We start from the raw sequence: 20,331 nt of genomic DNA, 5'->3' as shown, positions 1-20,331 counted from the left end.
CACCTCTCCGGGCGCCGCGTGTCGACAGTTTTAAGTCATTTGACCTAATTCGACCTGAGTCGTACGGGTGAGTCAGATGCAAGTCAATCCGCAACCCGAACTGCCTGCTGCGAACGACAGCGACACACGCCGCCGGCTCAAGCGCGTCGCGCGCCAGCTGTTTGCCGAGCGCGGCATCCGAGACGTCACGGTGCGCGAAATCGCGCGCGAGGCCGGGCAGCGCAACCAGGGTGCCGTCGCCTATCATTTCGGCACCAAGGAAGCGCTGCTCACCGAGCTGCTGATCGACGGCGCCGAGCGCATCGAGGCACGGCGGCGGGTCTTCCTCGATGACATCGAAGCGCGCGGCACGCCGGTTTCGGTGCGCGATGCGGTGGCGGCGATCGTCATTCCGTCGGCGGAATTTTCAGACGAGGATGCCGAATATGGTGCGCACTTCAACCGCTTCCTGCTCCAGCTCAGCGCCGTCGATTCGCAGTTCGTCGACCGCACGCTCGAAGGCCGCTGGAACGAGGGCTACCAGCGCTGCCTGACGCACCTGCGCAAGGCGATGCCCGACTGCCCGCCGCGCGTGCAAAGCCGCCGCTTCCTGTTCCTCGGCAACTATATCTCGAGCCTGCTGGCGCAGCGCGAAGCCAAGATGGTCGACGGCCTGCGCCATCCAACCTGGCGCGCCCGCGAAACGCTCGATGATATTGTGTTGACCGCCGCCGCACTGATCGAGGCGCGCTGATACCAGATCGACCAGAGGCTCTTGAATCCCCTGCGATGAATCTTGTCACAACTTCACATGCCGCAGCCGCAGCGCGTTGGTGATGACGCTGAACGACGACAGCGCCATCGCCCCTGCGGCTATCGCCGGTGACAGCAAAGTGCCGGTCCACGGGTAGAGCACACCCGCGGCAATCGGAATGCCGGCGACGTTGTAAACGAACGCAAACAGCAGATTCTGGCGGATATTGCGCATGACGGCGCGCGACAGCGTGCGGGCGCGGACAATGCCCTGCAGATCGCCGCGCAGCAGCGTCACGCCGGCGCTTTCCTTGGCGACATCGGCGCCGGCGCCCATCGCGATGCCGACGTCGGCGGCGGCGAGTGCCGGCGCGTCGTTGACGCCGTCGCCCGCCATTGCAACGATGCGCCCTACGCCGCGCAGCCGGGCGACCACCGCGGCCTTGTCCCGCGGCAGCACATCGGCCTCGACGGTGTCGATGCCCAGCCGCCGCGCGACGGCCGTCGCCGTGACGCGGTTGTCGCCGGTCAGCATAACAACGTCGACGCCTTCGGCCTTGAGGCTGGCGATGGCTTCGACAGTGGTGGGTTTGACCGGGTCGGCGATGCCGATGATGCCGCCCAGTTCGCCGTCGATGCCGATCAGGATCGCAGTCGCCCCGTCAGCACGCAGGCTATCGGCTTGCGCGTCCATGCTAGCATCTTCGATGCCAAGTTCGCGCAGGAACTGACTGCTGCCGAGGGTGACCTTGCGCCCCTCGACCGTCCCCGTGACGCCCTTGCCGACCGGCGATTCAAAGTCGGCCGCTTCGACAATCGTCAGCTTGCGGTCGCCCGCGGCCCTCACGATGGCGTCGGCGAGCGGATGTTCGCTGCCGCGTTCAAGGCTGGCGGCGAGGCGCAACAGTTCGGTTTCGTCAAAGCCCGGCGCGGGCAGCACCGCAGTCACCGCGGGCTTGCCCTCGGTCAGCGTGCCGGTCTTGTCGACGATCAGCGTGTCGACTTTCTCGAAGGCTTCGAGCGCTTCGGCGTTCTTGATGAGCACACCGGCCTGCGCGCCGCGCCCGACTCCGACCATGATCGATATCGGCGTCGCCAGCCCCAGCGCGCACGGGCAGGCAATGATCAGCACCGACACCGCGACGATCAACGCATATGAAAAGCGCGGCTCGGGGCCGACTGCCCACCAGATGCCCCCAGCGATCAGCGCTGCAGCGATCACGGCTGGTACGAACCAGCCCGACACCTGATCTGCCAGCCGCTGGATAGGCGCGCGGCTGCGCTGCGCCGAAGCCACCATCGCGACGATTTGCGCAAGCAATGTATCGGCGCCGACTTTCTCTGCGCGCATCGTGAACGACGCGGTGGTGTTGATCGCGCCCGCGACCAGCTTGGCACCGACCTCCTTGGTCACCGGCATCGATTCGCCGGTGACCAGCGATTCGTCGACCATGCCGCGGCCTTCGGTCAGTTCGCCGTCGACCGGGATTTTCTCGCCGGGCCGGACACGCAGCCGGTCGCCGACAACAACCAGATCGAGCGTGACATCTTCGTCGCTGCCATCGGCGCGGATGCGCCGCGCCGTCTTGGGGGCGAGGTCGAGCAGCGCGCGGATGGCGCCCGATGTGCGTTCGCGCGCGCGCAGTTCAAGCACCTGCCCCATCAGCACGAGCACGGTAATCACCGCGGCCGCTTCGAAATAGACAGGTATGCCGCCATGCGCGTCGCGCACCGCTGGCGGGAAAAGCCCCGGCGCCAGCACCGCGAATACGCTGTAGGTCCATGCCACGCCGATACCCATCGCGATTAGCGTGAACATGTTGAGCTGACGGTTCCTCAGCGACGCCCAGCCGCGCACGAAGAACGGCCAGCCGGCCCACAGCACCACCGGCGTCGCCAGCGCGAACTGGATCCAGTTCGACATGGGGCGTGGCACCAATAACAGCCCGGTCAGATGCCCGCCCATTTCGAGGATGAACACCGGCAGCGCCAGCGCCAACCCGACCCGGAAGCGCCGCGTCATGTCGATCAGTTCATCATTGGGGCCGGCGTCGGCCAAGGGGGTTTCGGGCTCCAGCGCCATGCCGCAGATCGGGCAACTCCCCGGTCCCGGCTGGCGGATTTCCGGGTGCATCGGGCAGGTCCATATCGCGCCTTCGGCCGCGACCAGCGCGGCATCGGCTTCGGGTGCAAGATAGCGCGCCGGATCGGCGACGAATTTGGCGCGACAGCCGGCGCTGCAGAAATGATAGCTGTGGCCGGCGTGATCGGCATGATGTGCAGTCGTGTCGGGATCGACGCGCATGCCGCAGACCGGATCGGTAACTTGGCCCATTGCGCGGGAGTTGGGCGCATGCGCCGCATGGTCATGTGCGTTGACGGACGGGTGTCGGTTTTCGGCCATGGCTGCGGTCCTGCGGTGGCGCGACGACCAGTATAGTCCGCCAAAGCCCCGAACAGGTGAATCGTTTCCCGACCCGAATGGTTTCAATGCGGCACTAAAATTGGGCGCAGGGGTCACACCTGCCCGCCGGAGGCCCTTCGACTCAATTCCGGCGCACGATCAGCCCGGCCCCCCAGCCCGCCAGCAGCGCGGCAGCGACGGCGGCCAATCCGTAAGCCAGCGAATGGTTATGCGCGGCGACGAAGACCCAGCGTTCGAAGCCTGACTTGTCGATTTCGACGGGGCTGGTCGATTGCGCGATGACCTCGCCATTCTTGATCAGGAAGATTTGCGCGGTGTAGCTGCCGACCGGCACCGAGCTCGGGATGGCGATGCGCGCGCGGTAGAGGATGTTCTGGCTGATGCCAACAGCGCCTTCGTGCTCGGCGAACAGCCCGTTGCGGCGGCGCAGGTCGATCAGGCCGTGTTCGAATTCCTCGGTTTCGGCCGGCGTGGCGTTGCCGGTGGGCGAAAGCTGAAGGCTGTCGACACCGATTTCCCAGATTGTCGCAGTGCGCTGGTCGACGAGCTTGGCGATGGGCTTGGAAGTCGCCACCGCATAGAAACCCGGCGCACTTTCAAACCGCGCGCTGCGCGTATTGACCCAGATGCCGGCGACACGCGCTTTCTTGCGCACGGTGACCGGTTCGGCCGGGCCGCGCATCACCACCGCCAGCCCCGGCGGCTCGTCGGGGACCTGGCCATTGGCGTACTGGATGGCGCCGAAGACCAGCAACTCCGCACCCTTGAAGGTGTAGATGATGTCGATGCGGCTCTGGCTGATGTCGGTGATCAGCTTGACCGGTGCGGCGGCGGTGCACGCCAGCCAGATTGCGAACAAGGCGAGCAGCCGGCTCATCCGGCGTAGATCGTGAACAGTTCGGACGGCGCCACCGTCAGCCCGTAGGCGACGCGGAGTGCCACCGCGAGGACGATCAGCGCGAGGAACAGGCGCAGTCGCTCGGGTGGCAGTTTCTGCGCCGCCTGGACGCCGAACTGTGCGCCGATGACGCCGCCGGCCAGCAGCAGGATCGCCAGTACGATATCGACGGTCTGCGACTGCACCGAATGCAGCAGCGTGGTGACCGCGGTGACGAAGATGATCTGGAACAGGCTGGTGCCGACCACCATCTTCGCCGGCATGCCGAGCACGTAGATCAGCGCCGGCACGATTATGAAGCCGCCGCCGATGCCCATGATCGCGGTCAATATGCCCGTCGCAACGCCCAACAGCAGCGGCGCCAGCGGCGAGATGAATAGCCCCGAGTCGCTATAGCGCATCTTGAATGGCAGCGCGGTGACCAGCGGGTTGCGCGCGCGCATCCGCGTCGGCGCGACATGCCCGGCCTTTTGCGCGGCGAGCGCGGCCAGCGCCTCGCGCAGCATCAGTCCGCCGATGGTGCCGAGGAAGACGACGTAGATGATGTTGATCGACACATCGATCTGGCCAAGCGACTGCAGCAGCTTGAACAGCATCGACCCCAGTCCGGCCCCGACGATACCGCCCACGATGAGCACCGCGCCGATGCGGACATCGACGCCGCCGCGTTTCCAGTACGCCAGTGCGCCCGACACGCTCGAGCCGGTGATCTGCGTGGCGGCCGAGGCGACGGCGATGGCGGGCGGGATGCCGTAGAAAATCAGCAGCGGCGTCGTCAGGAAGCCGCCGCCGATGCCGAACATCCCCGACAGAAACCCGACAAGCGCGCCCAGCCCGATGATGACCAGGACGTTGACCGACATTTCGGCGATGGGCAGGTAGATGTTCATGATGCCTTGGTCAGCCTAGCCGCGCGCGCCGCCAAGCGCGAGGGGGTAAACCCCCTAGCTGCCCGGCTTTTCGATTTTGATCTTGTAGCCGTCGAGCAGCGCCTGATACGCCGCCGCCTCGGCACGGCGGCGATTATCGGCGCGCCAGTCATTTTCGACGCGCTGGCGCACCATCGCCAATGTCGGAGTCTGCCCGGGCGTGACCTTGCGCAGCCGCACCAGATGCCAGCCCAGCCCTGATTCGACCGGGCCCGACCATTGCCCGACCGGTAGCACCGCGACCGCATCGGCAAAGCCGTCGCCGAAGCTGCTGCCGATGGCTTCGGCATCTGCGCCGTCCATCGATGTCGGCAGTGTGCCATGCTCGCCGAGCATTGCCGGATCAGCACCGGCTCGCAATTTTGCGGTCAGCGCTGCCGCACCGTCACGTGCGCCACCAAGATAGACCTGGTCGAAGCTCAACAGCGCGGGCAGCCGGTAGCGCGCCGGGTCCTTGTCCATCCAGGCCTGGAGTTCGGCGTCGGTCGGCGCCCGCGCTTCGGCCTGCGAGGTGGCGATGAACTCCATGCTGTTGCGCATACGTTTGCGGACCACGTCATCGTCGCGCGCCAGCCCGAGCCGCACGGCTTCGCGGTAGTAGATTTCATCCTTGATATCGTCGCGGATCAGCGCGTCGATTTCGGCGGGCGTCGGCGGCCGCTGCCACGCCTCCGCCCAGTTCGCCGCGAGTGCCTCGACGCGCGGCGCGGTGACGGTGATTGTGCGGCTGTCATCATCGACCGGATTGCGCCAGCCATAGAGTGCAAAAATCGCCAGCCCGATCAGCGCGAAATGCAGCAAGGGTTCGCGCAACCAGCCGCGTGCACGATCGGCGATGGTCACGCGCGCTGCCGCTTATGCCTTGGGATCGTACCAGATCGGCGCCGAATAGGCGCGTTCCTGCGACTTCAGCTGCACCTCGGGGCCGACCTTGGCCTTGTAGCGCACGATGTCATAGGCGACCCAGCGCGGCGTCGGGATTTCGAGCACGCGGACGTAGTAGAATGCCTTTTGTGCTGGATCGAACGCCGGGTCGGTCCACACCGTCTGCAGCGTCGGCGCGCCGATGCTATTGGTGTAGGTCGCGGTCTTCAGATCGACAGTATCGCCGACCGGCGGCAGCTTGCCATTGGCCCCGGGCTTGCGCGTCGCCGGGGTGCTCCACACCACATCATAGACCTGCTCGTGCGTGGCGCCCTTGGCGTCGATCCAGCCCTTGACGATCTGGACGCGGTCGAGATTGGCGCCGATCGGATCCTTGAGCGCCGAGACGATGAATGTCGGCGCACCGGCCTTGCCGGCGGGTTTCAAGTCGCCGCCCATCGGCACGCCGCGCGCATAGCCCGCCTTCACCCAATCGCCCTGCAGATCGGCGGGAGCAAAATCCCACCCGCCGAACAAGCGCACCGTCATGCGCGGGCCGGTCGAAGCATAGACTTCGCGGCGCTTCATCGCGTCGAAGATTTCGGCACGGGTGTTGGCCTTCGCCCAGACCGCCGCATAGCCGCCCGCCAGATACTGCCAGCCGACGCGGCCGGCTTTGCCAAGCGACTGCGGCAACATTGCGCGCGTCGCGCTGGGTTCGACGCCGGCGTGCTTGCCGAAGAAGTTGTTCTCGTCCGCCGTCGACAGCGCGGTGTGTGAGTCGGTCGAGCCGATGACGCCGAACTTGTACGGGTTGACGCCGGTCTTGGCCTCGATCTCCAGCCCATGCTGGAGTGCGGCGCGGACATAGTTGCCGGTGTACATCGACGGCGTCGAGAGTTGCGTCATCGACAGGTTGCCGAGCTCCCAGCCGGCCTGGCCGAACCCGGCGAATTCGTCGTTGGGCGACAGGAACGGATGCGTTTCGCTGTCGCCCTTGATCTGGGTGATTTCGACGACCGGTTCATGCGCCGCGCGCCGCGCCGCATAGGCCGCAGTCATCGGCTTGCCGTCGGTCTGCGTCAGCTGGAACATCAGCCCGTTCGACACGTTGCTGTTGTGCGGAATCGCCAGAATCTGACCGCCGGTGGTCTTTTCATAGGTGTCCATATAGTCCCACAGCTGGTCGACCGAGGTGCCGACCGTCGAGGAGAATGGCACGACCTTGTCGGCTTGCGCCTTGCCGTCGCGCATGATGACGATGCGGTGCAGATTGTTGCCGTCGGGCATCAGCGTATATTCGAACCCGAAGAAGCTCGTGAACTTGCCGGGCTCGTTGTAGCGCTCGACAATGGCGTTCTGGTCGGTCCAGATCGTCTTGGTGCGCTCGGCGTTCTTGCTGGGATCCATCATCGATGCGGGCAGCGTCTTGTTGGCAAAGCCGGTGATCAGCTCGCCCGCCGCCTTTTGCATGCCGGCGGGGCCTTCGTGCATCATGTCGTGCCAGCGGCGTAGCGTCGGATCGCGCAGCATCAGTCGCGGCGCGTCATAGATCGCCTTGATTGCACCGAGCCCGTCAGAGTGGTCCGACACCACCAGGAAGTCGAGCGGCCGTTCGAGCTGCGCCTTGATGCCGGTGCTGGAGGTCACCGCCTCGCCGCGGGCAAAGCGCAGTGCATCCTCCGGCCCGAGCCGCGCGCCGAGCGCGAACGCATCGGACGAGTTGGCGGTGTGGAGGTGGGTGTCGCCCCAAAGGGGCTTGAGCGGATAGGGGCTGGCGGCTTCGGCCTTGGCGGTCACTTCGGCTTCGGCCTTGGCCTTGTCGGCGGCCTTGTCGCCGCAGCCCGCCAGCGTCAGCACCAGCGCCAGCAGCGGCAGCGCCGCGATTGCACCCTTGGTTGCCATGTCCGTTCTCCCCAAATATTGCCGGGGTGCGCCCCGCGCTCCGGCCCCGATTTATTGACACATTGATTGCCAGCAAGTCGGGCGGCTGACAACTGCGAAATGCGGCAGCTTGTCGCGGCTGGCGCGCACTCAGACCGTCGCGGCAATCAGTTCGAGGCGGTTGCCGAACGGATCATCGACATAGACATGGCCGGGGTCTTCGGCATCGATGGTGACCGCATGGCCAGTCGCGGCGAGCGCCGCGCACAGCGCGTCGAAATTGTCGACGAGTAGCCCAGGGTGCGCCTTGCGCGCCGGCCGGAAATCGGCATCGACCCCCAAGTGCACACGCAGCGGCGGCGCTTCGAACCAGCAGCCGCCGCGCGCCTGCAAATGGGACGGCTTTGGCACCTCGGGAATGCCGAGCAGCCCGGCATAGAAGCCGCATGCCGCCACCTCGCCGCCCGCTGGCATCGCCAGCTGGACATGATCGATCCCGACAACAGCCATAGCGTTCCAATCCCCGTGCAAAATCGCCGCGATTGCGGCATAGTCGCGTCATGCTGGAACTACGCCCCAATTGCGAAGAATGCGACTGCGACCTGCCACCCGACGCCGACGCGCGCATCTGCACGTTTGAATGCACCTTCTGCGCCACGTGTGCAGACAACGTCTTCGCCGGCACCTGCCCCAATTGTGGTGGCAACCTTGTAGTGCGCCCGGTGCGGCCGGCGGCGGCGCTGGCGAAGTATCCGCCATCAGCCGTGCGCGTGATCAAAGACCACCCACACCGAGCCTAGAATTCGGCGACAAAAAAGGGCGGCCCTTGCGGACCGCCCTTCGTTTGGTTTGTGTCGTTCGGGTTCAAGCAGCGACGGCGGCGCGGCGGCGCAGCGTTGCACCCACCATGCCGAAACCGACGATCATCAGCGCCCAGCTTGCCGGTTCGGGAACCGCGTTGCCGAGCTGGATGTCGGTGGCGCCGGTTGCCTCGGGGCCCGAATAGTTCACCGAGGTGAAATATTCGCCCGCACTCGCCTTGTAGCCCGCAAAAGTCAGCGTGCCGTTGTTGGCGTAGCTCAGCGTCGCGGGATTGAAGGAATAAGTGTTGAGGTTGGTCGTGATCGCGACCGTGGTGCCGCCAGCCGATAAAAAGTTGCCGAGATTGAACGCGAACAGGTCATAGGTTCCGGCGATGTTGATCGTCGTCCCCAGGATGTAGTTATCGGTGAACAGCGAACGCGCCATGCCGTAATCGGGGTTGCCGCCGATGAGGTTCTGACCGCCTTCGACAAACGTCAGCGCACCAACGGTGAAATTATTGCCGGGGGTGGTGAAGCCCGTGTAGCTGTCCCAATTCGTGTTCTGAGCGATTGGCCCCTCTGCCGAAAATGCCGCCTGCGACCCGATCACCGTGATCGATGCCTGCGCGGTCGTCGCAATCGACGTTGCGGCCAAAAGTGCCAGTGCAATCCGTGTTTTCATTTTCAAACCCCTGTTTTTCCGGAGGCGCTTTCCTCCGCGAAAACTATAAGCAATTGTCATGCCAAATGTTTAAGTGTTTGATAAATATCGTTTCGAGCTTTTCGACCATTTGAAAAGTGTAATATTTTGAGATGCGGCAGGGATCCCGAGCACGGCGTATCGTCACCTGCCGCTGTGCGAACCGGCCGTCTCGCGGCTATAGCTGGCGCAATGTCCGACCTGCCTCCACCCCTCGCCTGCTGGTTCGCGTCGCGCGGCTGGGCCTTGCGCGGGGCGCAGCGCGGCATGCTGGCCGCGTCGGCAGCCGGTGAACATGCGCTGCTGGTGGCGCCGACGGGGTCGGGGAAAACGCTCGCGGGGTTCCTGCCGACGCTGGCCGAACTCATCGACCATCCGACCGTAGGCCTGCACACGCTCTATGTGTCGCCGCTCAAGGCGCTGGCGGCGGACGTGGCGCGCAACCTGATCACGCCGATTGCCGAGATGGGGCTGAATATCCGCGTCGAAACGCGCACCGGCGACACCAGTTCGGAGCACAAGAAGCGCCAGCGTTATGACCCGCCGCAGATCTTGCTGACGACGCCCGAGTCGCTATCGCTGCTGCTGTCGTATCCCGATGCGGCGGCAATGCTGGCGGGGGTGCGCACCGTCATCGTCGACGAGATCCATGCCTTTGCCACCACCAAGCGCGGCGATTTGCTCAGCCTCGCGCTGGCGCGGATGCAAACATTGGCCCCCGCCATGCGCCGTGTCGGGCTGTCGGCGACGATTGCTGACCCCGAAGCCTATCAAGGCTGGCTGGCGCCCGACGCCGATGCTTCGGCAGTGCGATTGGTGCGCGGCGAGGCTGGTGCGCAGGCGCAGGTTCAAATCCTGCTGCCCGAAGACCGTGTACCCTGGGCCGGCCACACCGGACGCTATGCGGCAAAGCAGGTCTATCAGCTGATTGCCGCGCACCGGCTGACCATCGTTTTCGTCAACACCCGCGCGCAGGCCGAAATGACCTTCCGCGACCTGTGGAACGAGAATGAGGCGAGCCTGCCGATCGGCATCCACCACGGCAGTCTCGCCCCCGAAGCGCGCCACAAGGTCGAGGCCGCGATGGCGGAAGGCCGGTTGCGCGCTATCGTCGCGACCGCCAGCCTCGACCTCGGTATCGACTGGGGCGATGTCGATCTGGTCGTGCAGATGGGCGCGCCGAAGGGCGCGTCGCGGTTGCTGCAGCGCGTCGGCCGCGCCAACCACCGGCTCGATGAACCCTCGCAGGCCGTGATCGTGCCGGGCAATCGCTTCGAATATCTGGAGGCGCTCGCCGCACGCGATGCAGTGGCCGCGGGAGAGCTCGATTCCGACGATTTCCGCCCCGGCGGGCTCGATGTGCTGGCGCAGCATCTGATGGGGCTGGCGTGCGCGGCGCCATTCGACGCCGATGCCGTCTATGCCGAAGTCCGCGGCGCCGCGCCCTATGCCGGGCTGCCGCGCGCCGAGTTCGACCGTGTGCTCGGCTTCATCGGCGACGGTGGCTACAGCTTGCGCGCCTATGACCGCTTCCGGCGGCTGGTGCGCGACGAAAATGGCTACCGGCTGAGCCACCCGCGGCTGGCTGCAGCGCACCGGCTCAATGCCGGCACCATCGTGGAGTCACCGACGCTTGCCATCCGCTTCGGCCGGCGCGGGCGCGCGCTCGGCCGCATCGAGGAATGGTTCGGCGCGCAGCTGCGCGTCGGCGACAGCTTCCTGTTCGCCGGCCAGACGCTCGAAGTCATCGGTTTCGACGAATCCGACATCATCGTCACCACCGGACGCGGCAACCCGCGCGTGCCGAGCTATGCCGGCGGTAAATTGCCGCTGACCACCAACCTCGCGACGCGCGTGCGCGGGCTGCTCAACACCCCCGAGCGCTGGACCGAAATGCCCGCCGATGTGCGCGAATGGCTCGATTATCAGCGCCAGCGCTCGGTTCTGCCGGGCATCGACGACCTACTCATCGAAACCTTCCCCGAAGCCGGGCGCGAATTCATGGTGGCCTATGGATTCGAAGGCCGCAACGCCCACCAGACGCTCGGCATGCTGCTGACGCAGCGCATGGAGGTGGCGGGGCTGCAGCCGCTTGGGTTTGTCGCGAACGACTATATGGTCGCGGTGTGGAGCCTGGCGCGCGTGACCGACCCCGCCCCGCTGTTTTCGCCGGAAGTGCTTGAAGACGAGCTCGCGGTGTGGATGGCGAACTCGCCGTTCCTGCGCCGCGCGTTCCGCGAAGTCGCGGTGATTGCGGGGCTGATTGAACGCACCCAGCCGGGACGCCCGCGCACCGGCAAGTCGGTGACCTTCTCCGCCGACCTGATCTACGACGTGCTGCAGCGCCATGAGCCCGACCATTTGCTGCTCACCGCCGCCTGGGCCGATGCACGCGCCAAACTTACCGACATCGCGCGGCTGGTGGCGCTGCTCGAACGCGCGCAGGCGAAACTGGTGCTGCGCCAACTCGACCGCGTTTCGCCGCTGAGCATCCCGGTGCTGCTCGAACTCGGCCGCGAGGCGGTCTATGGCAGCGCCGACGAAGCGCTGCTGCTCGAAGCCGATGCGCTGGCGGCGGTGGCGATGTCATAGCGGCGTTTGCGTCACCGGCGCGATGCTGCCACGATGCCGCAGAGCGGGGGCCAAACATGACATCAGACAGCGGCGCAGCGGCGCCCAGCGACCTTGGCGCCGATGATCGCGCCTTCCTCGGCCACCCCCGCGGGCTGGCATTCCTGGCGTTCACGCAAGCCTGGGAGCGCTTCTCCTTCTACGGCATGCAGGCGCTGCTCGCGCTCTACATGATCCACCAGCTACTGCTGCCCGGCCATGTCGAGAATGTGCTCGGCTTCGGCGGCTTCCGCGCCGGTATCGAGGGCATCTTCGGGCCACTGACGACGCTGGCGCTCGCGTCGCAGATTTTCGGCATCTACACCGGCGTCGTCTATCTGACGCCGCTGCTCGGTGCGTGGCTCGGCGACCGCGTACTCGGCCAGCGCATGACCACGATCCTCGGGCTGGTGCTGATGGCGCTGGGGCATTTCCTGATGGCGTTCGAGGCCTCGTTCCTGTTCGCGCTGGCGTCGCTGACCACCGGCGCCGGTTTCATGAAGGGCAACATGTACGCGCAGGTCGGCAACCTCTACGGCGCCGGCGACAGCCGCCGCACGCGCGCTTACGGCATCTTCCTGATCGGCCTAAACGTCGGGGCGTTCGCGGCGCCACTGGTGTGTGGCACGCTCGGCGAAATCTATGGCTGGCACTGGGGCTTTGGCGCGGCGGGGTTCGGCATGTTGATCGGGCTCGGCACCTACCTCGCCGGCTGGCGCTACCTGCCGCCCGACCGCCGTCGCCGCGACGCACCCGTCGTCAAGCTGGGCCGCGCCGACTGGCGCTCGGTCGCTGCAGTCATGCTGATGCTGCTGCCGACGGTGCCGCTCTATACCGCGACCAACCAGGCGTATAACCTCGTGATCGTCTGGGCCGAAAAGCACATGGACCGCTCTGTCGCTGGGCTGACAATGCCGGTGACCTGGTTGCTGACCTTTGACGGGCTGATGACGATCACCGGCATCGGGCTGACCATCCCGATCTGGCGCTGGCTGTCGGCACGAAACCGCGAGCCCGACACGATGCACAAGTTCGCGATTGCCGGTGTGCTGGTGACGCTGGCCTATGCGGTGCTCGCCGCCGGTGGTGCGCTGGCGCCGTTGGCGCCGGCGGCGATTGTGCTGCTGTATTTCGTGCTGTTCGATATCAGCTTCGCGTGGATCGACCCGCCGACCAACGCGTTCGTGTCGCGCTTCGCGCCGGTGTCGGTGGTGACGATGCTGATGAGCATCAATTTGATGTTCACCGGCGGCGTGCCCAACCTGATGGTCGGCTGGATCGGCCGTTACTATGAACCGCTCGGCCCAACCAACTTCTGGTGGCTGCATGCTGCGATTGCCGCCGGCGGTGCCGCGCTGGCGCTGGCGCTGCGGCCGCTGATCAAGCGGCTGCTGGCGGGACATGCCGAGGGGAGGATCTAGGCCGCGCCCTTTTCCGGAAACTTGAAACCGAGATAGGTGCCGCTGCTGATGCCCATCAGCAGCAGCAGATTGGTATCGAAGTCGGGGAAGGCGAAGCTGGTCAGCACCGTCCAGACGAAGATCATACCGAGGATCAGCGTCCACGCCAGCATCTGCAGCCGGTGCACCGCAACGGTGCGTGTCGCGCCATAGCCTTCGGAAACGATGTCGCGCCAGAATCCCGCCGATTGCGCGGTGGCGGGTGTCGGGTTGGCGACATCGATCATCCGCGCCGCCAGCCCGCTCATCCCCGAAATGCCGAGCAGGGTCAGCAGCCCCGGCGTAATCAACCCGCTGCGCGCGCCGGTGATCAGCCAGATCGCCAGATAGCCGCCGACGCTGAGCACCAGCCACACCGCCATCTGCACGCGGCCGAGGCTGAACGGCGGCTTGTCAGCCGGATCGGGCAGCGGCGTGCGGTCGCGCAGCAGCCCGGTATCCCAGCACGCCATGACGATGCCGGTGGCAATCGCGATGATGCCGAACGCGCCAAGCGCGGTCAGCCACGGCGCGAACACTTCGAGCACCGGTTTGGTCGTGGCACGCACGCGCGGCAGCGGCGCATCGGCTTCAGCGGGCTTGTTGGCAACCCCGATGCTGACCGCACGCAGCGGCGCGATGCCGTCTTCGGTCAGTAGCGCGCGCCATTTCCTGCCTTCCGTCGAATCGGCGGTCGTCGCCGGGCGCAGCGGTACCAGCGTCCATTGCCAGCCGACCCAGGGCTTTGCGGCATTGCCCGCCGCGTCGATATCGAGCGTCAACGTCGCCGGCGTGGCGTGGCGGTCGAAGAAGATTTGCAGCGTCGCGGTGCGCGGAGCGGTGCCGGTGCGCGGTGCGGCGCGCTCGCTGGCGAAATAGGCTGGCAGATTTACGCCGATGCACAGCCCCTGCCCGAGCCTGAAATCCTTGTGCGCCACCGCCAGCACCGCGCCGTCTGCAGGCCCAGCGGCGGGCGGCGCGCAACCACGCGCGTCGGCGTTCGCGATCTGGCGCGCGGTCAGGCCCAGCGTGGCGCCGAGCGCCAGCACCCCGATGACCAGTATAGCCAGCCAGAGTTGCCCGCGCGATTTGCCGCCTTCCGGTGTTGCGTCAACCATGGCTTTGCTCCCCCAATGGCCGTGGGCCGATAACGTCTACAGCATACGCTGCAGCGGCACCGCTCAACAAGGCACGCAGTTGGTGAGTCTGGCCACCATCTTGCGGCGCAACCTGCGCGGTGGCATGGCACGCGGATGCCCGATGTTTCTCTTTCGTTCGCAGGCGCGACGCTGCGTCCGCACCCTAGCGGTGCGCTGCACTGGCCCGAGCACGACGCGCTGCTGGTCGCCGATCTGCACCTCGAAAAGGCCAGCTTTTTTGCGACGCACGGCCGGATGCTGCCACCGTACGACAGCCACGACACGCTGGCGGCGCTGATCGACGCGGTCGAGGCGACCGGGGCGCGGCGGGTGTTCGCGCTCGGTGACAGTTTCCATGACGGTGCTGGCGTCGCACGGCTGCCCGCCAACGCCCGCACTGCGCTGGCGGCGCTAACGCGCGACCTCGACTGGTGCTGGATCACCGGCAACCATGACGGCAGCGCGGCGGCGGCGATCGGCGGGCGTGTCGCGGGCGAGCTTGAACTCGGCGGCGTGTGGCTGCGCCATGAGGCCGAGCCGCACGACGCCGCGCCAGAAATCAGCGGGCATTTTCATCCGAAAGTCAGCGTCACCGTGCGTGGCCGGCGTATTGTCCGGCGCTGCTTCGCGCTGACGCCGTCGAAGCTGGTGCTGCCGGCGTTTGGCGCGCTGACCGGCGGGCTCGATATCGGCGACGCGGCGATGGCCAGGGTACTCGGCCGGCCGCTGACCGCGCTGGTCGCAACGCCCGAACGGCTGCTGCGCTTTCCGGTTGCGGGCTAGGCGGCGGCGTCCGATACTCGGGCCTCCAAGGGGGACCGCCATGACCGATTTCACCACCAGCCGCCGCGCCTTGCTTGCCGGTGCGGCCGCGCTTGCGGCGCTGCCGGCGCGTGCCGCCACGATTGCCGCGCCCGCCGTCTCCGCAACTGCGCGTGACACCTATGAGCGCACCATCGTAATCGATTCGCTTGGTGGTCCCGGCAGCCAGTCGGATCAACCCGACCATGGCTACTCGACGCGCTCGCTCAACGATGCGCATGCCAGCGGCATCACCGCGTGCAACGTCACCGTCAGCCTGGTCGGCAACGGCCCCGAAACGTTCGAGGGCACCATCGCCAACATCGCCGCCTACAACCTCGAAATCGCGCAACACCCCGATGTATTCATGGCGATCCGCAACGCCGCCGACCTTAAAACCGCCAAGGCGACCGGCCGCCTCGGATTGATTTTCGGGCTACAAGACAGTGCGCTGCTCGGCAACAGCTTCGACCGGCTCGACACGCTCGATGCGCTCGGCGTGCGGATCGCGCAGCCGACCTATAACCTGCGCAACCTCGCGGGCGACGGCGCCACTGAACCCGCCAACGGCGGCCTGAGCAAATTCGGCTACGCCTATCTCGCCGAACTCAACAAGCGGCGCATTGTCGTCGACCTGTCGCACGCCGGCCAGCGGACGATTGCCGAGGGCATCGCCGCATCGAAAGCCCCGCCGGCGATCACTCACACCGGATGCCGCGCACTGGTCGATCACCCGCGCAACACCGCCGACGCCGAATTGAAGGCGTTGGCAAACAAGGGCGGCGTCGCCGGCATCTATTTCATGCCGTACCTGCGCGTGAAGGGCCAGCAAATGGCCGCCGACGTCATCGCGCATATCGAACATGCGGTACAGGTGATGGGCGAAGACCATGTCGGGCTCGGCACCGACGGACAGATTTCGGCGATCGACCTGACAGCCGAATATCGCCAGAAATATGCCGCCGACAACGCGCTGCGCAAATCATCGGGCATCGCGGCGCCCAACGAGAACGACGACGTCTACACCTTCGCCCCCGACCTGAACGGCCCGCGCAAATTCGAAACGCTTGCCGACGAGTTGCTGCGCCGCGGCTGGTCAACGACGCGGGTCGAGAAGATCCTGGGCGGGAATTTTGCGCGACTGTTTGGGGAGGTTTGGGGCTAGAAGAGCCTCCGGCGGGCAGGGTCTAGGCCCTGCACCCAACTTAGTCACTGCTCTGCCAAGCGAACCACTTAAAACGAAAAGGCCGCAATCAATCGGGCGCAGGGCTCAGCCCTGCCCGCCGGAGGCTCTTCGCCTATTCTTCTCCGAATTTAGCTTCGATCAGCCCGACCAGCGCCGCGAGTGCTTCGTCGGCCTGCGTCCCCTCGGCGGAAACCTCGACGTGGTCGCCGGGTGCGGCGGCGAGCATCATCAGGCCCATAATCGATGTGCCGGTGACCGAATGACCGTCTTTGATCACCGTCACCACCGCGTCATAGCCGCTGGCCATAGTCACGAAGCGGGCGCTGGCGCGGGCGTGGAGGCCGCGGCGGTTGCGGATTTCGACGGTGACGGGGCCGGCCATCAAGCCGCCTCGCCCAGGATCTGCGATGCGACCGAGATGTATTTGCGCCCCGCGGCGGCGGCGGCCTCGACGGCGTTGGCGACGTTCATCGTCTTGCGGACGCTTGCCAGCCGGATCAGCATCGGCAGGTTGATGCCGGCGATGACTTCGACCTGGCCGCTGCCCATCAGCGAAATCGCCAGGTTCGACGGCGTACCGCCGAACATGTCGGTGAGCAGGATGACGCCCTGCCCCGACTCGACGCGGCCGACTGCCGCCTCGATATCGGCGCGGCGAGCTTCCATGTCATCTTCGGGGCCGATGCACACCGTTTCGAGCTGCGCCTGCGGCCCGACGATGTGTTCCATCGCGGCGGCAAATTCGGTCGCCAGCTTGCCGTGCGTTACCAGTACCAGTCCGATCATAAACCAGCTTTATCCTCTAAACGGCCTACGCCGCCGTCAAATCGAACCCGCGTTACACCTGAACTAGCGCGGCGTCACTATCGACATCGCCGTGGCGGTCGCGGTGCACCACGGTCGCGTCATAGCCCGCCGCCGCGAGCCGCGCCGCCATCGTCCGCGCCACATAGACCGACCGGTGCCGCCCGCCGGTGCAGCCGAATGCCACCGTCAAATAGGCCTTCCCTTCGCGCCCATAGCCCGGCAGCAAGGTCAGCAGCAGGTCGGCAATGCGTTCGAACGCCGGCTCGAACGCCGGGTCGGCGGCGACATAATCCCCCACCGCCTTGTCCTCGCCGGTCAGCGGTCGCAGCGCCGGTTCCCAATGCGGATTGGCCAGAAAACGCATGTCGAACACCAGGTCGGCATCGCGTGGCAGCCCTCGGGCAAAGCCGAACGACATGATCGTCAGCGTCAGTGCCTGCACACCGGGGCGGCCGAAGCGGTCGGCGAGCGCGCGACGCAGGCCCGGTGTTTCATAGTCGGTGGTATCGATGACGACATCGGCCCAGCGCCGCAGCGGTGCCAGCATCTCACGTTCGCGCGCGATGCCGTCGGCAGCCGGCCGGTCGAGCGCCAGCGGATGGCGGCGGCGGGTTTCGGAAAAGCGCTTGGTCAGCTCGCCGCCGGTGCAATCGAGGAACAGCATCTGCACATCGGTGCCGTCATGGCGCAGCGCGCGCAGCCGCTCGACGATGGTGTCGGCGTCAAAGCCGCGCGTACGTGAATCGATGCCGAAGGCCAGCGGCCGGTCGCTCTGCGCGCCCTCATGCGGTTCGAGCAGGCGGTCTAGCAGTCCGAGCGGCAGATTGTCGACCGCCTCATAGCCCATGTCTTCGAGCGCCTTGAGCGCCGTCGATTTGCCGGCGCCCGACATGCCGGTCACCAGCAGCACGCGGCCGGCGAGCGGCGAAGGGGGCGTTTCATCGGGCATGGCCGGCACTTCTACTGCCAATGCAGGGGCGATGCCAAGCGATGCACCGAGTGGCGGGCCAAAACGTCGCAGCGCCGCCTCGACCTTCAGCGGTGCCGACAGTTCGAACGGATCGAGCGCGAGCAACGGCAGCGTCACCCCGGCAACGCCATGCGCCACCGGATCCGGCAGGCGCTCGGGACGTGCGGCCAGATCGAACGCCATCGCCACCGGGGCCGCGCCATGCGCCACCGCGGCAATCCCAAGCCCGCGCACTTCGATCAGTCCGGCGATGGCCGCAGGCGCCGACGCGTGGAGCACACCATCGATTTCGGTCAGCGCGACCTGGTCATCAGCAATCAGCAACGCGCCGCGGTCGATCAGCCGCAACGCCAGATCGGACTTGCCGCTGCCAGGCGGGCCGATCAGCAGCACCGCCTGCCCGTCGATAGATACGGCGGTGGCGTGGAGAAGAGTCACAAGGGCCTCCGGCGGGCAGGGCCTTGGGCCCTGCACCCGAAAATTGCGCCAGTGCTGTGGAACGCGACCGTAGCGTTTGATGGGCCGCCAAAAATTCGGGTGCAGGGCCCAAGGCCCTGCCCGCCGGAGGCTCTTTCTACCCCCCTCATGCCGGCGGCAAAGTCACGGTAAACCGCGCGCCATCGACCTTGCTGTCGACGATGCGGTTTTCCACCGCGATGCCGCCGTCGTGCGCTTCGGCGATGGTGCGGGCGATGGCGAGGCCGAGGCCTGAGTGGCGGCCGAAGTCCTCGCCTTCGGGGCGTTCGGAATAGAAGCGGCGGAAGATGTCTTCCTGGTTTTCGGGCGGGACGCCGGGGCCGTGGTCATCGACGGTGAGGACGATATTGCGGTCGCGGGCGCGTGCTACGGATACAGTGACGACCCCGCCGGCGGGCGAGAAGGACACGGCGTTGTCGATGAGGTTGCGGACGACTTGCGCCAGCCGCGCCGGCTCGCCGTTGATCCAATAGGGCGCGCCTTCGACCGCAGCCGCAAGTTGCACGCCGCGCGGCAGGCCGGCGGTCTGGTGCAGGCGCACCAGCGTCGTCGCCAACGCGCCGAGATCGAGGCGTTCGAAGCGGCTGCGCGACAGTTCGGCGTCGAGCCGCGAGGCATCGGCGATGTCGGTGATCAGCCGGTCAATGCGGCCGACGTCGTCGCGCACGACTTCGAGCAGCTGGCGCTTCAGATCAGGGTTGTCGACGACTTCGAAGGTATCGACGGCGCTGCGCAGGCTGGCGAGCGGGTTTTTGAGTTCGTGTGCGACGTCCGCCGCAAAGGCTTCGGTGGCGTCGATGCGGTCGCGCAGCGCCAGCGTCATGTCCGACAACGCGCGCGCCAGCTGGCCGATTTCGTCGCGGCGCGTGGCAAAGCGCGGCACGGTGACATCGCGCGACCGGCCGAGCCGGACGCGCTGTGCCGCCACCGCGAGCCGGCGCAGCGGCCGGACGATGGTGCTGGCAAGGAAGCTCGACAGCATCAGACTGAGTGCCAGTACGCCGAGGAAAATCAGGAATGACGTCAGCCGTTCCTCGCGCACGCCGTCGGTGATGTCGCGGGTGTCGGCGGTCAGTTGCAGCGCCGCGAACGGTGCCGTTGTGGCATCGGTACGGATGGGCGCGGCGGTGCTGATGATGACGGTGCGGTCGGGGGCGCGGCGCAGCGCGTCGGCCGGTGTGCCCTGCGACGCCGTGATGACTTCTTTCCACGCCGCGCGGTCGTCGATTTTGGGCGGCACATAGGGCGGCATCGGTTTGGCCGAGCCGAACTTTTCGACTCCGCGGTCGAGGAAGCGCGCGATGTCGCGGCGGAATGGCTCGGTGGCCGGATCGCGCAGCTTGAAGCTCGGCGGGTTGTGCGTCCAACTGTCGGCAATAAGCTGCCCGCCGCGGTCATAGACTTTGAGCCGCGCGCTCCTCATTGCGCCGTAGCGCGTCACCAGTTCGGGTATGCGCGCAGGCTCGGTTTCGGCGAGAAAGCTGGCGACAAGTTGCGCCTGCAGCTGCAGCTCGCCGCGACGCTGGTCGATCAGCCGCTCGCGGAACGAATCGAGGTAAAGAATGCCGCCCGCCAGTACGAGCAGCGCGAAGACGTTGACCGCCAGAATGCGCGGCACCAGGCTATAGCGGGTGCTCCAGGCGCGCGGGTTGCTCATCGCTGGCGGT

18 protein-coding genes and 1 pseudogene are annotated in these 20,331 nt (G+C 66.4%); 6 read left to right on the top strand and 13 right to left on the bottom strand.

The window, feature by feature from the left end:
- Nucleotides 1-76: 76 nt before the first annotated feature.
- A complete protein-coding gene (locus EUV02_RS10150; RefSeq protein WP_135246108.1) occupies nt 77-733 on the top strand; it encodes a TetR/AcrR family transcriptional regulator in 657 nt (218 codons plus the stop codon).
- Between the two features lie 45 nt (nt 734-778).
- On the opposite strand, the gene EUV02_RS10145 is transcribed toward EUV02_RS10150, so the two are convergent.
- The 6 genes from EUV02_RS10145 to EUV02_RS10120 form a co-directional block, all read right to left on the bottom strand.
- Nucleotides 779-3,067: a heavy metal translocating P-type ATPase gene (locus EUV02_RS10145; protein ID WP_243445854.1), complete on the bottom strand. Its 2,289-nt coding sequence runs from the start codon at nt 3,065-3,067 to the stop codon at nt 779-781.
- A 211-nt stretch (nt 3,068-3,278) separates the two neighbouring features.
- Complete coding sequence (locus tag EUV02_RS10140) at nt 3,279-4,034, bottom strand: TIGR02186 family protein (RefSeq protein ID WP_135246106.1); 756 nt, start codon at nt 4,032-4,034, stop codon at nt 3,279-3,281.
- Entirely contained in the window at nt 4,031-4,945 is a 915-nt protein-coding gene (locus EUV02_RS10135) for a sulfite exporter TauE/SafE family protein (RefSeq protein ID WP_135246105.1), read from the bottom strand. Before EUV02_RS10135 ends, EUV02_RS10140 begins: the two co-directional genes overlap by 4 nt.
- A gap of 54 nt (nt 4,946-4,999) precedes the next feature.
- Nucleotides 5,000-5,827, bottom strand: coding sequence for a peptidyl-prolyl cis-trans isomerase (locus EUV02_RS10130; protein WP_135246104.1), 828 nt, complete (start codon nt 5,825-5,827; stop codon nt 5,000-5,002).
- Nucleotides 5,828-5,839: 12 nt separating this feature from the next.
- On the bottom strand, nt 5,840-7,753 hold the full coding sequence (locus EUV02_RS10125; protein WP_135246103.1) for a DUF3604 domain-containing protein: 1,914 nt from the start codon (nt 7,751-7,753) through the stop codon (nt 5,840-5,842).
- Nucleotides 7,754-7,882: 129 nt separating this feature from the next.
- Nucleotides 7,883-8,242 (bottom strand): VOC family protein, encoded by a 360-nt coding sequence (locus tag EUV02_RS10120; RefSeq protein WP_135246102.1) that lies wholly within the window; start codon nt 8,240-8,242, stop codon nt 7,883-7,885.
- Nucleotides 8,243-8,292: 50 nt separating this feature from the next.
- On the opposite strand from EUV02_RS10120, the gene EUV02_RS10115 reads away from it, so the two are divergent.
- A complete protein-coding gene (locus EUV02_RS10115) occupies nt 8,293-8,532 on the top strand; it encodes a DUF1272 domain-containing protein (protein WP_135246101.1) in 240 nt (79 codons plus the stop codon).
- Nucleotides 8,533-8,596: 64 nt separating this feature from the next.
- On the opposite strand, the gene EUV02_RS15930 is transcribed toward EUV02_RS10115, so the two are convergent.
- Nucleotides 8,597-9,217 (bottom strand): PEPxxWA-CTERM sorting domain-containing protein, encoded by a 621-nt coding sequence (locus EUV02_RS15930; RefSeq protein WP_166430591.1) that lies wholly within the window; start codon nt 9,215-9,217, stop codon nt 8,597-8,599.
- A 210-nt stretch (nt 9,218-9,427) separates the two neighbouring features.
- On the opposite strand from EUV02_RS15930, the gene EUV02_RS10105 reads away from it, so the two are divergent.
- Together EUV02_RS10105 and EUV02_RS10100 are read left to right on the top strand one after the other, a co-directional pair.
- Nucleotides 9,428-11,827, top strand: coding sequence for a ligase-associated DNA damage response DEXH box helicase (locus tag EUV02_RS10105; RefSeq protein WP_135246099.1), 2,400 nt, complete (start codon nt 9,428-9,430; stop codon nt 11,825-11,827).
- A gap of 56 nt (nt 11,828-11,883) precedes the next feature.
- Nucleotides 11,884-13,266 carry a peptide MFS transporter gene (locus EUV02_RS10100; protein ID WP_135246098.1) on the top strand — a complete coding sequence of 461 codons (1,383 nt, stop codon included), beginning with the start codon at nt 11,884-11,886 and terminating at the stop codon, nt 13,264-13,266.
- Here EUV02_RS10100 and EUV02_RS10095 read toward each other — a convergent pair.
- Entirely contained in the window at nt 13,263-14,402 is a 1,140-nt protein-coding gene (locus EUV02_RS10095; RefSeq protein WP_135246097.1) for a hypothetical protein, read from the bottom strand. The two genes, EUV02_RS10100 and EUV02_RS10095, sit on opposite strands and share 4 nt — an antisense overlap.
- Nucleotides 14,403-14,537: 135 nt before the next feature.
- Between EUV02_RS10095 and pdeM the strand changes: the two genes are divergently transcribed.
- Nucleotides 14,538-15,206: a ligase-associated DNA damage response endonuclease PdeM gene (pdeM, locus tag EUV02_RS10090; protein ID WP_135246096.1), complete on the top strand. Its 669-nt coding sequence runs from the start codon at nt 14,538-14,540 to the stop codon at nt 15,204-15,206.
- A gap of 40 nt (nt 15,207-15,246) precedes the next feature.
- Nucleotides 15,247-16,389 carry a dipeptidase gene (locus EUV02_RS10085; RefSeq protein ID WP_135246095.1) on the top strand — a complete coding sequence of 381 codons (1,143 nt, stop codon included), beginning with the start codon at nt 15,247-15,249 and terminating at the stop codon, nt 16,387-16,389.
- A 133-nt stretch (nt 16,390-16,522) separates the two neighbouring features.
- Here the strand turns inward: EUV02_RS10085 and EUV02_RS10080 are convergent, their stop codons facing one another.
- From EUV02_RS10080 to EUV02_RS10065, 5 genes and pseudogenes are all read right to left on the bottom strand, one after another.
- Entirely contained in the window at nt 16,523-16,792 is a 270-nt protein-coding gene (locus EUV02_RS10080; protein WP_135246094.1) for an HPr family phosphocarrier protein, read from the bottom strand.
- On the bottom strand, nt 16,792-17,196 hold the full coding sequence (locus EUV02_RS10075; RefSeq protein WP_135246093.1) for a PTS sugar transporter subunit IIA: 405 nt from the start codon (nt 17,194-17,196) through the stop codon (nt 16,792-16,794). The genes EUV02_RS10080 and EUV02_RS10075 overlap by 1 nt, the downstream gene beginning before the upstream one ends.
- Nucleotides 17,197-17,248: 52 nt before the next feature.
- On the bottom strand, nt 17,249-18,166 hold the full coding sequence (gene rapZ, locus EUV02_RS10070) for an RNase adapter RapZ (RefSeq protein ID WP_166430615.1): 918 nt from the start codon (nt 18,164-18,166) through the stop codon (nt 17,249-17,251).
- Between the two features lie 237 nt (nt 18,167-18,403).
- A pseudogene (locus EUV02_RS16050) lies at nt 18,404-18,625 on the bottom strand (HPr kinase/phosphorylase); the annotation flags it as partial.
- A gap of 145 nt (nt 18,626-18,770) precedes the next feature.
- Nucleotides 18,771-20,321: an ATP-binding protein gene (locus tag EUV02_RS10065; protein ID WP_135246091.1), complete on the bottom strand. Its 1,551-nt coding sequence runs from the start codon at nt 20,319-20,321 to the stop codon at nt 18,771-18,773.
- Nucleotides 20,322-20,331: the final 10 nt, after the last annotated feature.

This window comes from Glacieibacterium arshaanense (genome assembly GCF_004681125.1).
Lineage (GTDB): Bacteria > Pseudomonadota > Alphaproteobacteria > Sphingomonadales > Sphingomonadaceae > Polymorphobacter_A > Polymorphobacter_A arshaanense.
This window is presented reverse-complemented; position numbering and strand designations above follow the sequence as displayed.

Excerpts from the sequence above, each read along its gene's own strand:
- EUV02_RS10150 (WP_135246108.1), top strand. The coding sequence starts at position 77 with ATGCAAGTCAATCCGCAACCCGAACTGCCTGCTGCGAACGACAGCGAC.
- EUV02_RS10145 (WP_243445854.1), bottom strand. The coding sequence starts at position 3,067 with ATGGGCCAAGTTACCGATCCGGTCTGCGGCATGCGCGTCGATCCCGAC.
- EUV02_RS10140 (WP_135246106.1), bottom strand. The coding sequence starts at position 4,034 with ATGAGCCGGCTGCTCGCCTTGTTCGCAATCTGGCTGGCGTGCACCGCC.
- EUV02_RS10135 (WP_135246105.1), bottom strand. The coding sequence starts at position 4,945 with ATGAACATCTACCTGCCCATCGCCGAAATGTCGGTCAACGTCCTGGTC.
- EUV02_RS10125 (WP_135246103.1), bottom strand. The coding sequence starts at position 7,753 with ATGGCAACCAAGGGTGCAATCGCGGCGCTGCCGCTGCTGGCGCTGGTG.
- EUV02_RS10120 (WP_135246102.1), bottom strand. The coding sequence starts at position 8,242 with ATGGCTGTTGTCGGGATCGATCATGTCCAGCTGGCGATGCCAGCGGGC.
- EUV02_RS10115 (WP_135246101.1), top strand. The coding sequence starts at position 8,293 with ATGCTGGAACTACGCCCCAATTGCGAAGAATGCGACTGCGACCTGCCA.
- EUV02_RS15930 (WP_166430591.1), bottom strand. The coding sequence starts at position 9,217 with ATGAAAACACGGATTGCACTGGCACTTTTGGCCGCAACGTCGATTGCG.
- EUV02_RS10105 (WP_135246099.1), top strand. The coding sequence starts at position 9,428 with ATGTCCGACCTGCCTCCACCCCTCGCCTGCTGGTTCGCGTCGCGCGGC.
- EUV02_RS10100 (WP_135246098.1), top strand. The coding sequence starts at position 11,884 with ATGACATCAGACAGCGGCGCAGCGGCGCCCAGCGACCTTGGCGCCGAT.
- EUV02_RS10095 (WP_135246097.1), bottom strand. The coding sequence starts at position 14,402 with ATGGTTGACGCAACACCGGAAGGCGGCAAATCGCGCGGGCAACTCTGG.
- pdeM (WP_135246096.1), top strand. The coding sequence starts at position 14,538 with ATGCCCGATGTTTCTCTTTCGTTCGCAGGCGCGACGCTGCGTCCGCAC.
- EUV02_RS10085 (WP_135246095.1), top strand. The coding sequence starts at position 15,247 with ATGACCGATTTCACCACCAGCCGCCGCGCCTTGCTTGCCGGTGCGGCC.
- EUV02_RS10080 (WP_135246094.1), bottom strand. The coding sequence starts at position 16,792 with ATGGCCGGCCCCGTCACCGTCGAAATCCGCAACCGCCGCGGCCTCCAC.
- EUV02_RS10075 (WP_135246093.1), bottom strand. The coding sequence starts at position 17,196 with ATGATCGGACTGGTACTGGTAACGCACGGCAAGCTGGCGACCGAATTT.
- rapZ (WP_166430615.1), bottom strand. The coding sequence starts at position 18,166 with ATGCCCGATGAAACGCCCCCTTCGCCGCTCGCCGGCCGCGTGCTGCTG.
- EUV02_RS10065 (WP_135246091.1), bottom strand. The coding sequence starts at position 20,321 with ATGAGCAACCCGCGCGCCTGGAGCACCCGCTATAGCCTGGTGCCGCGC.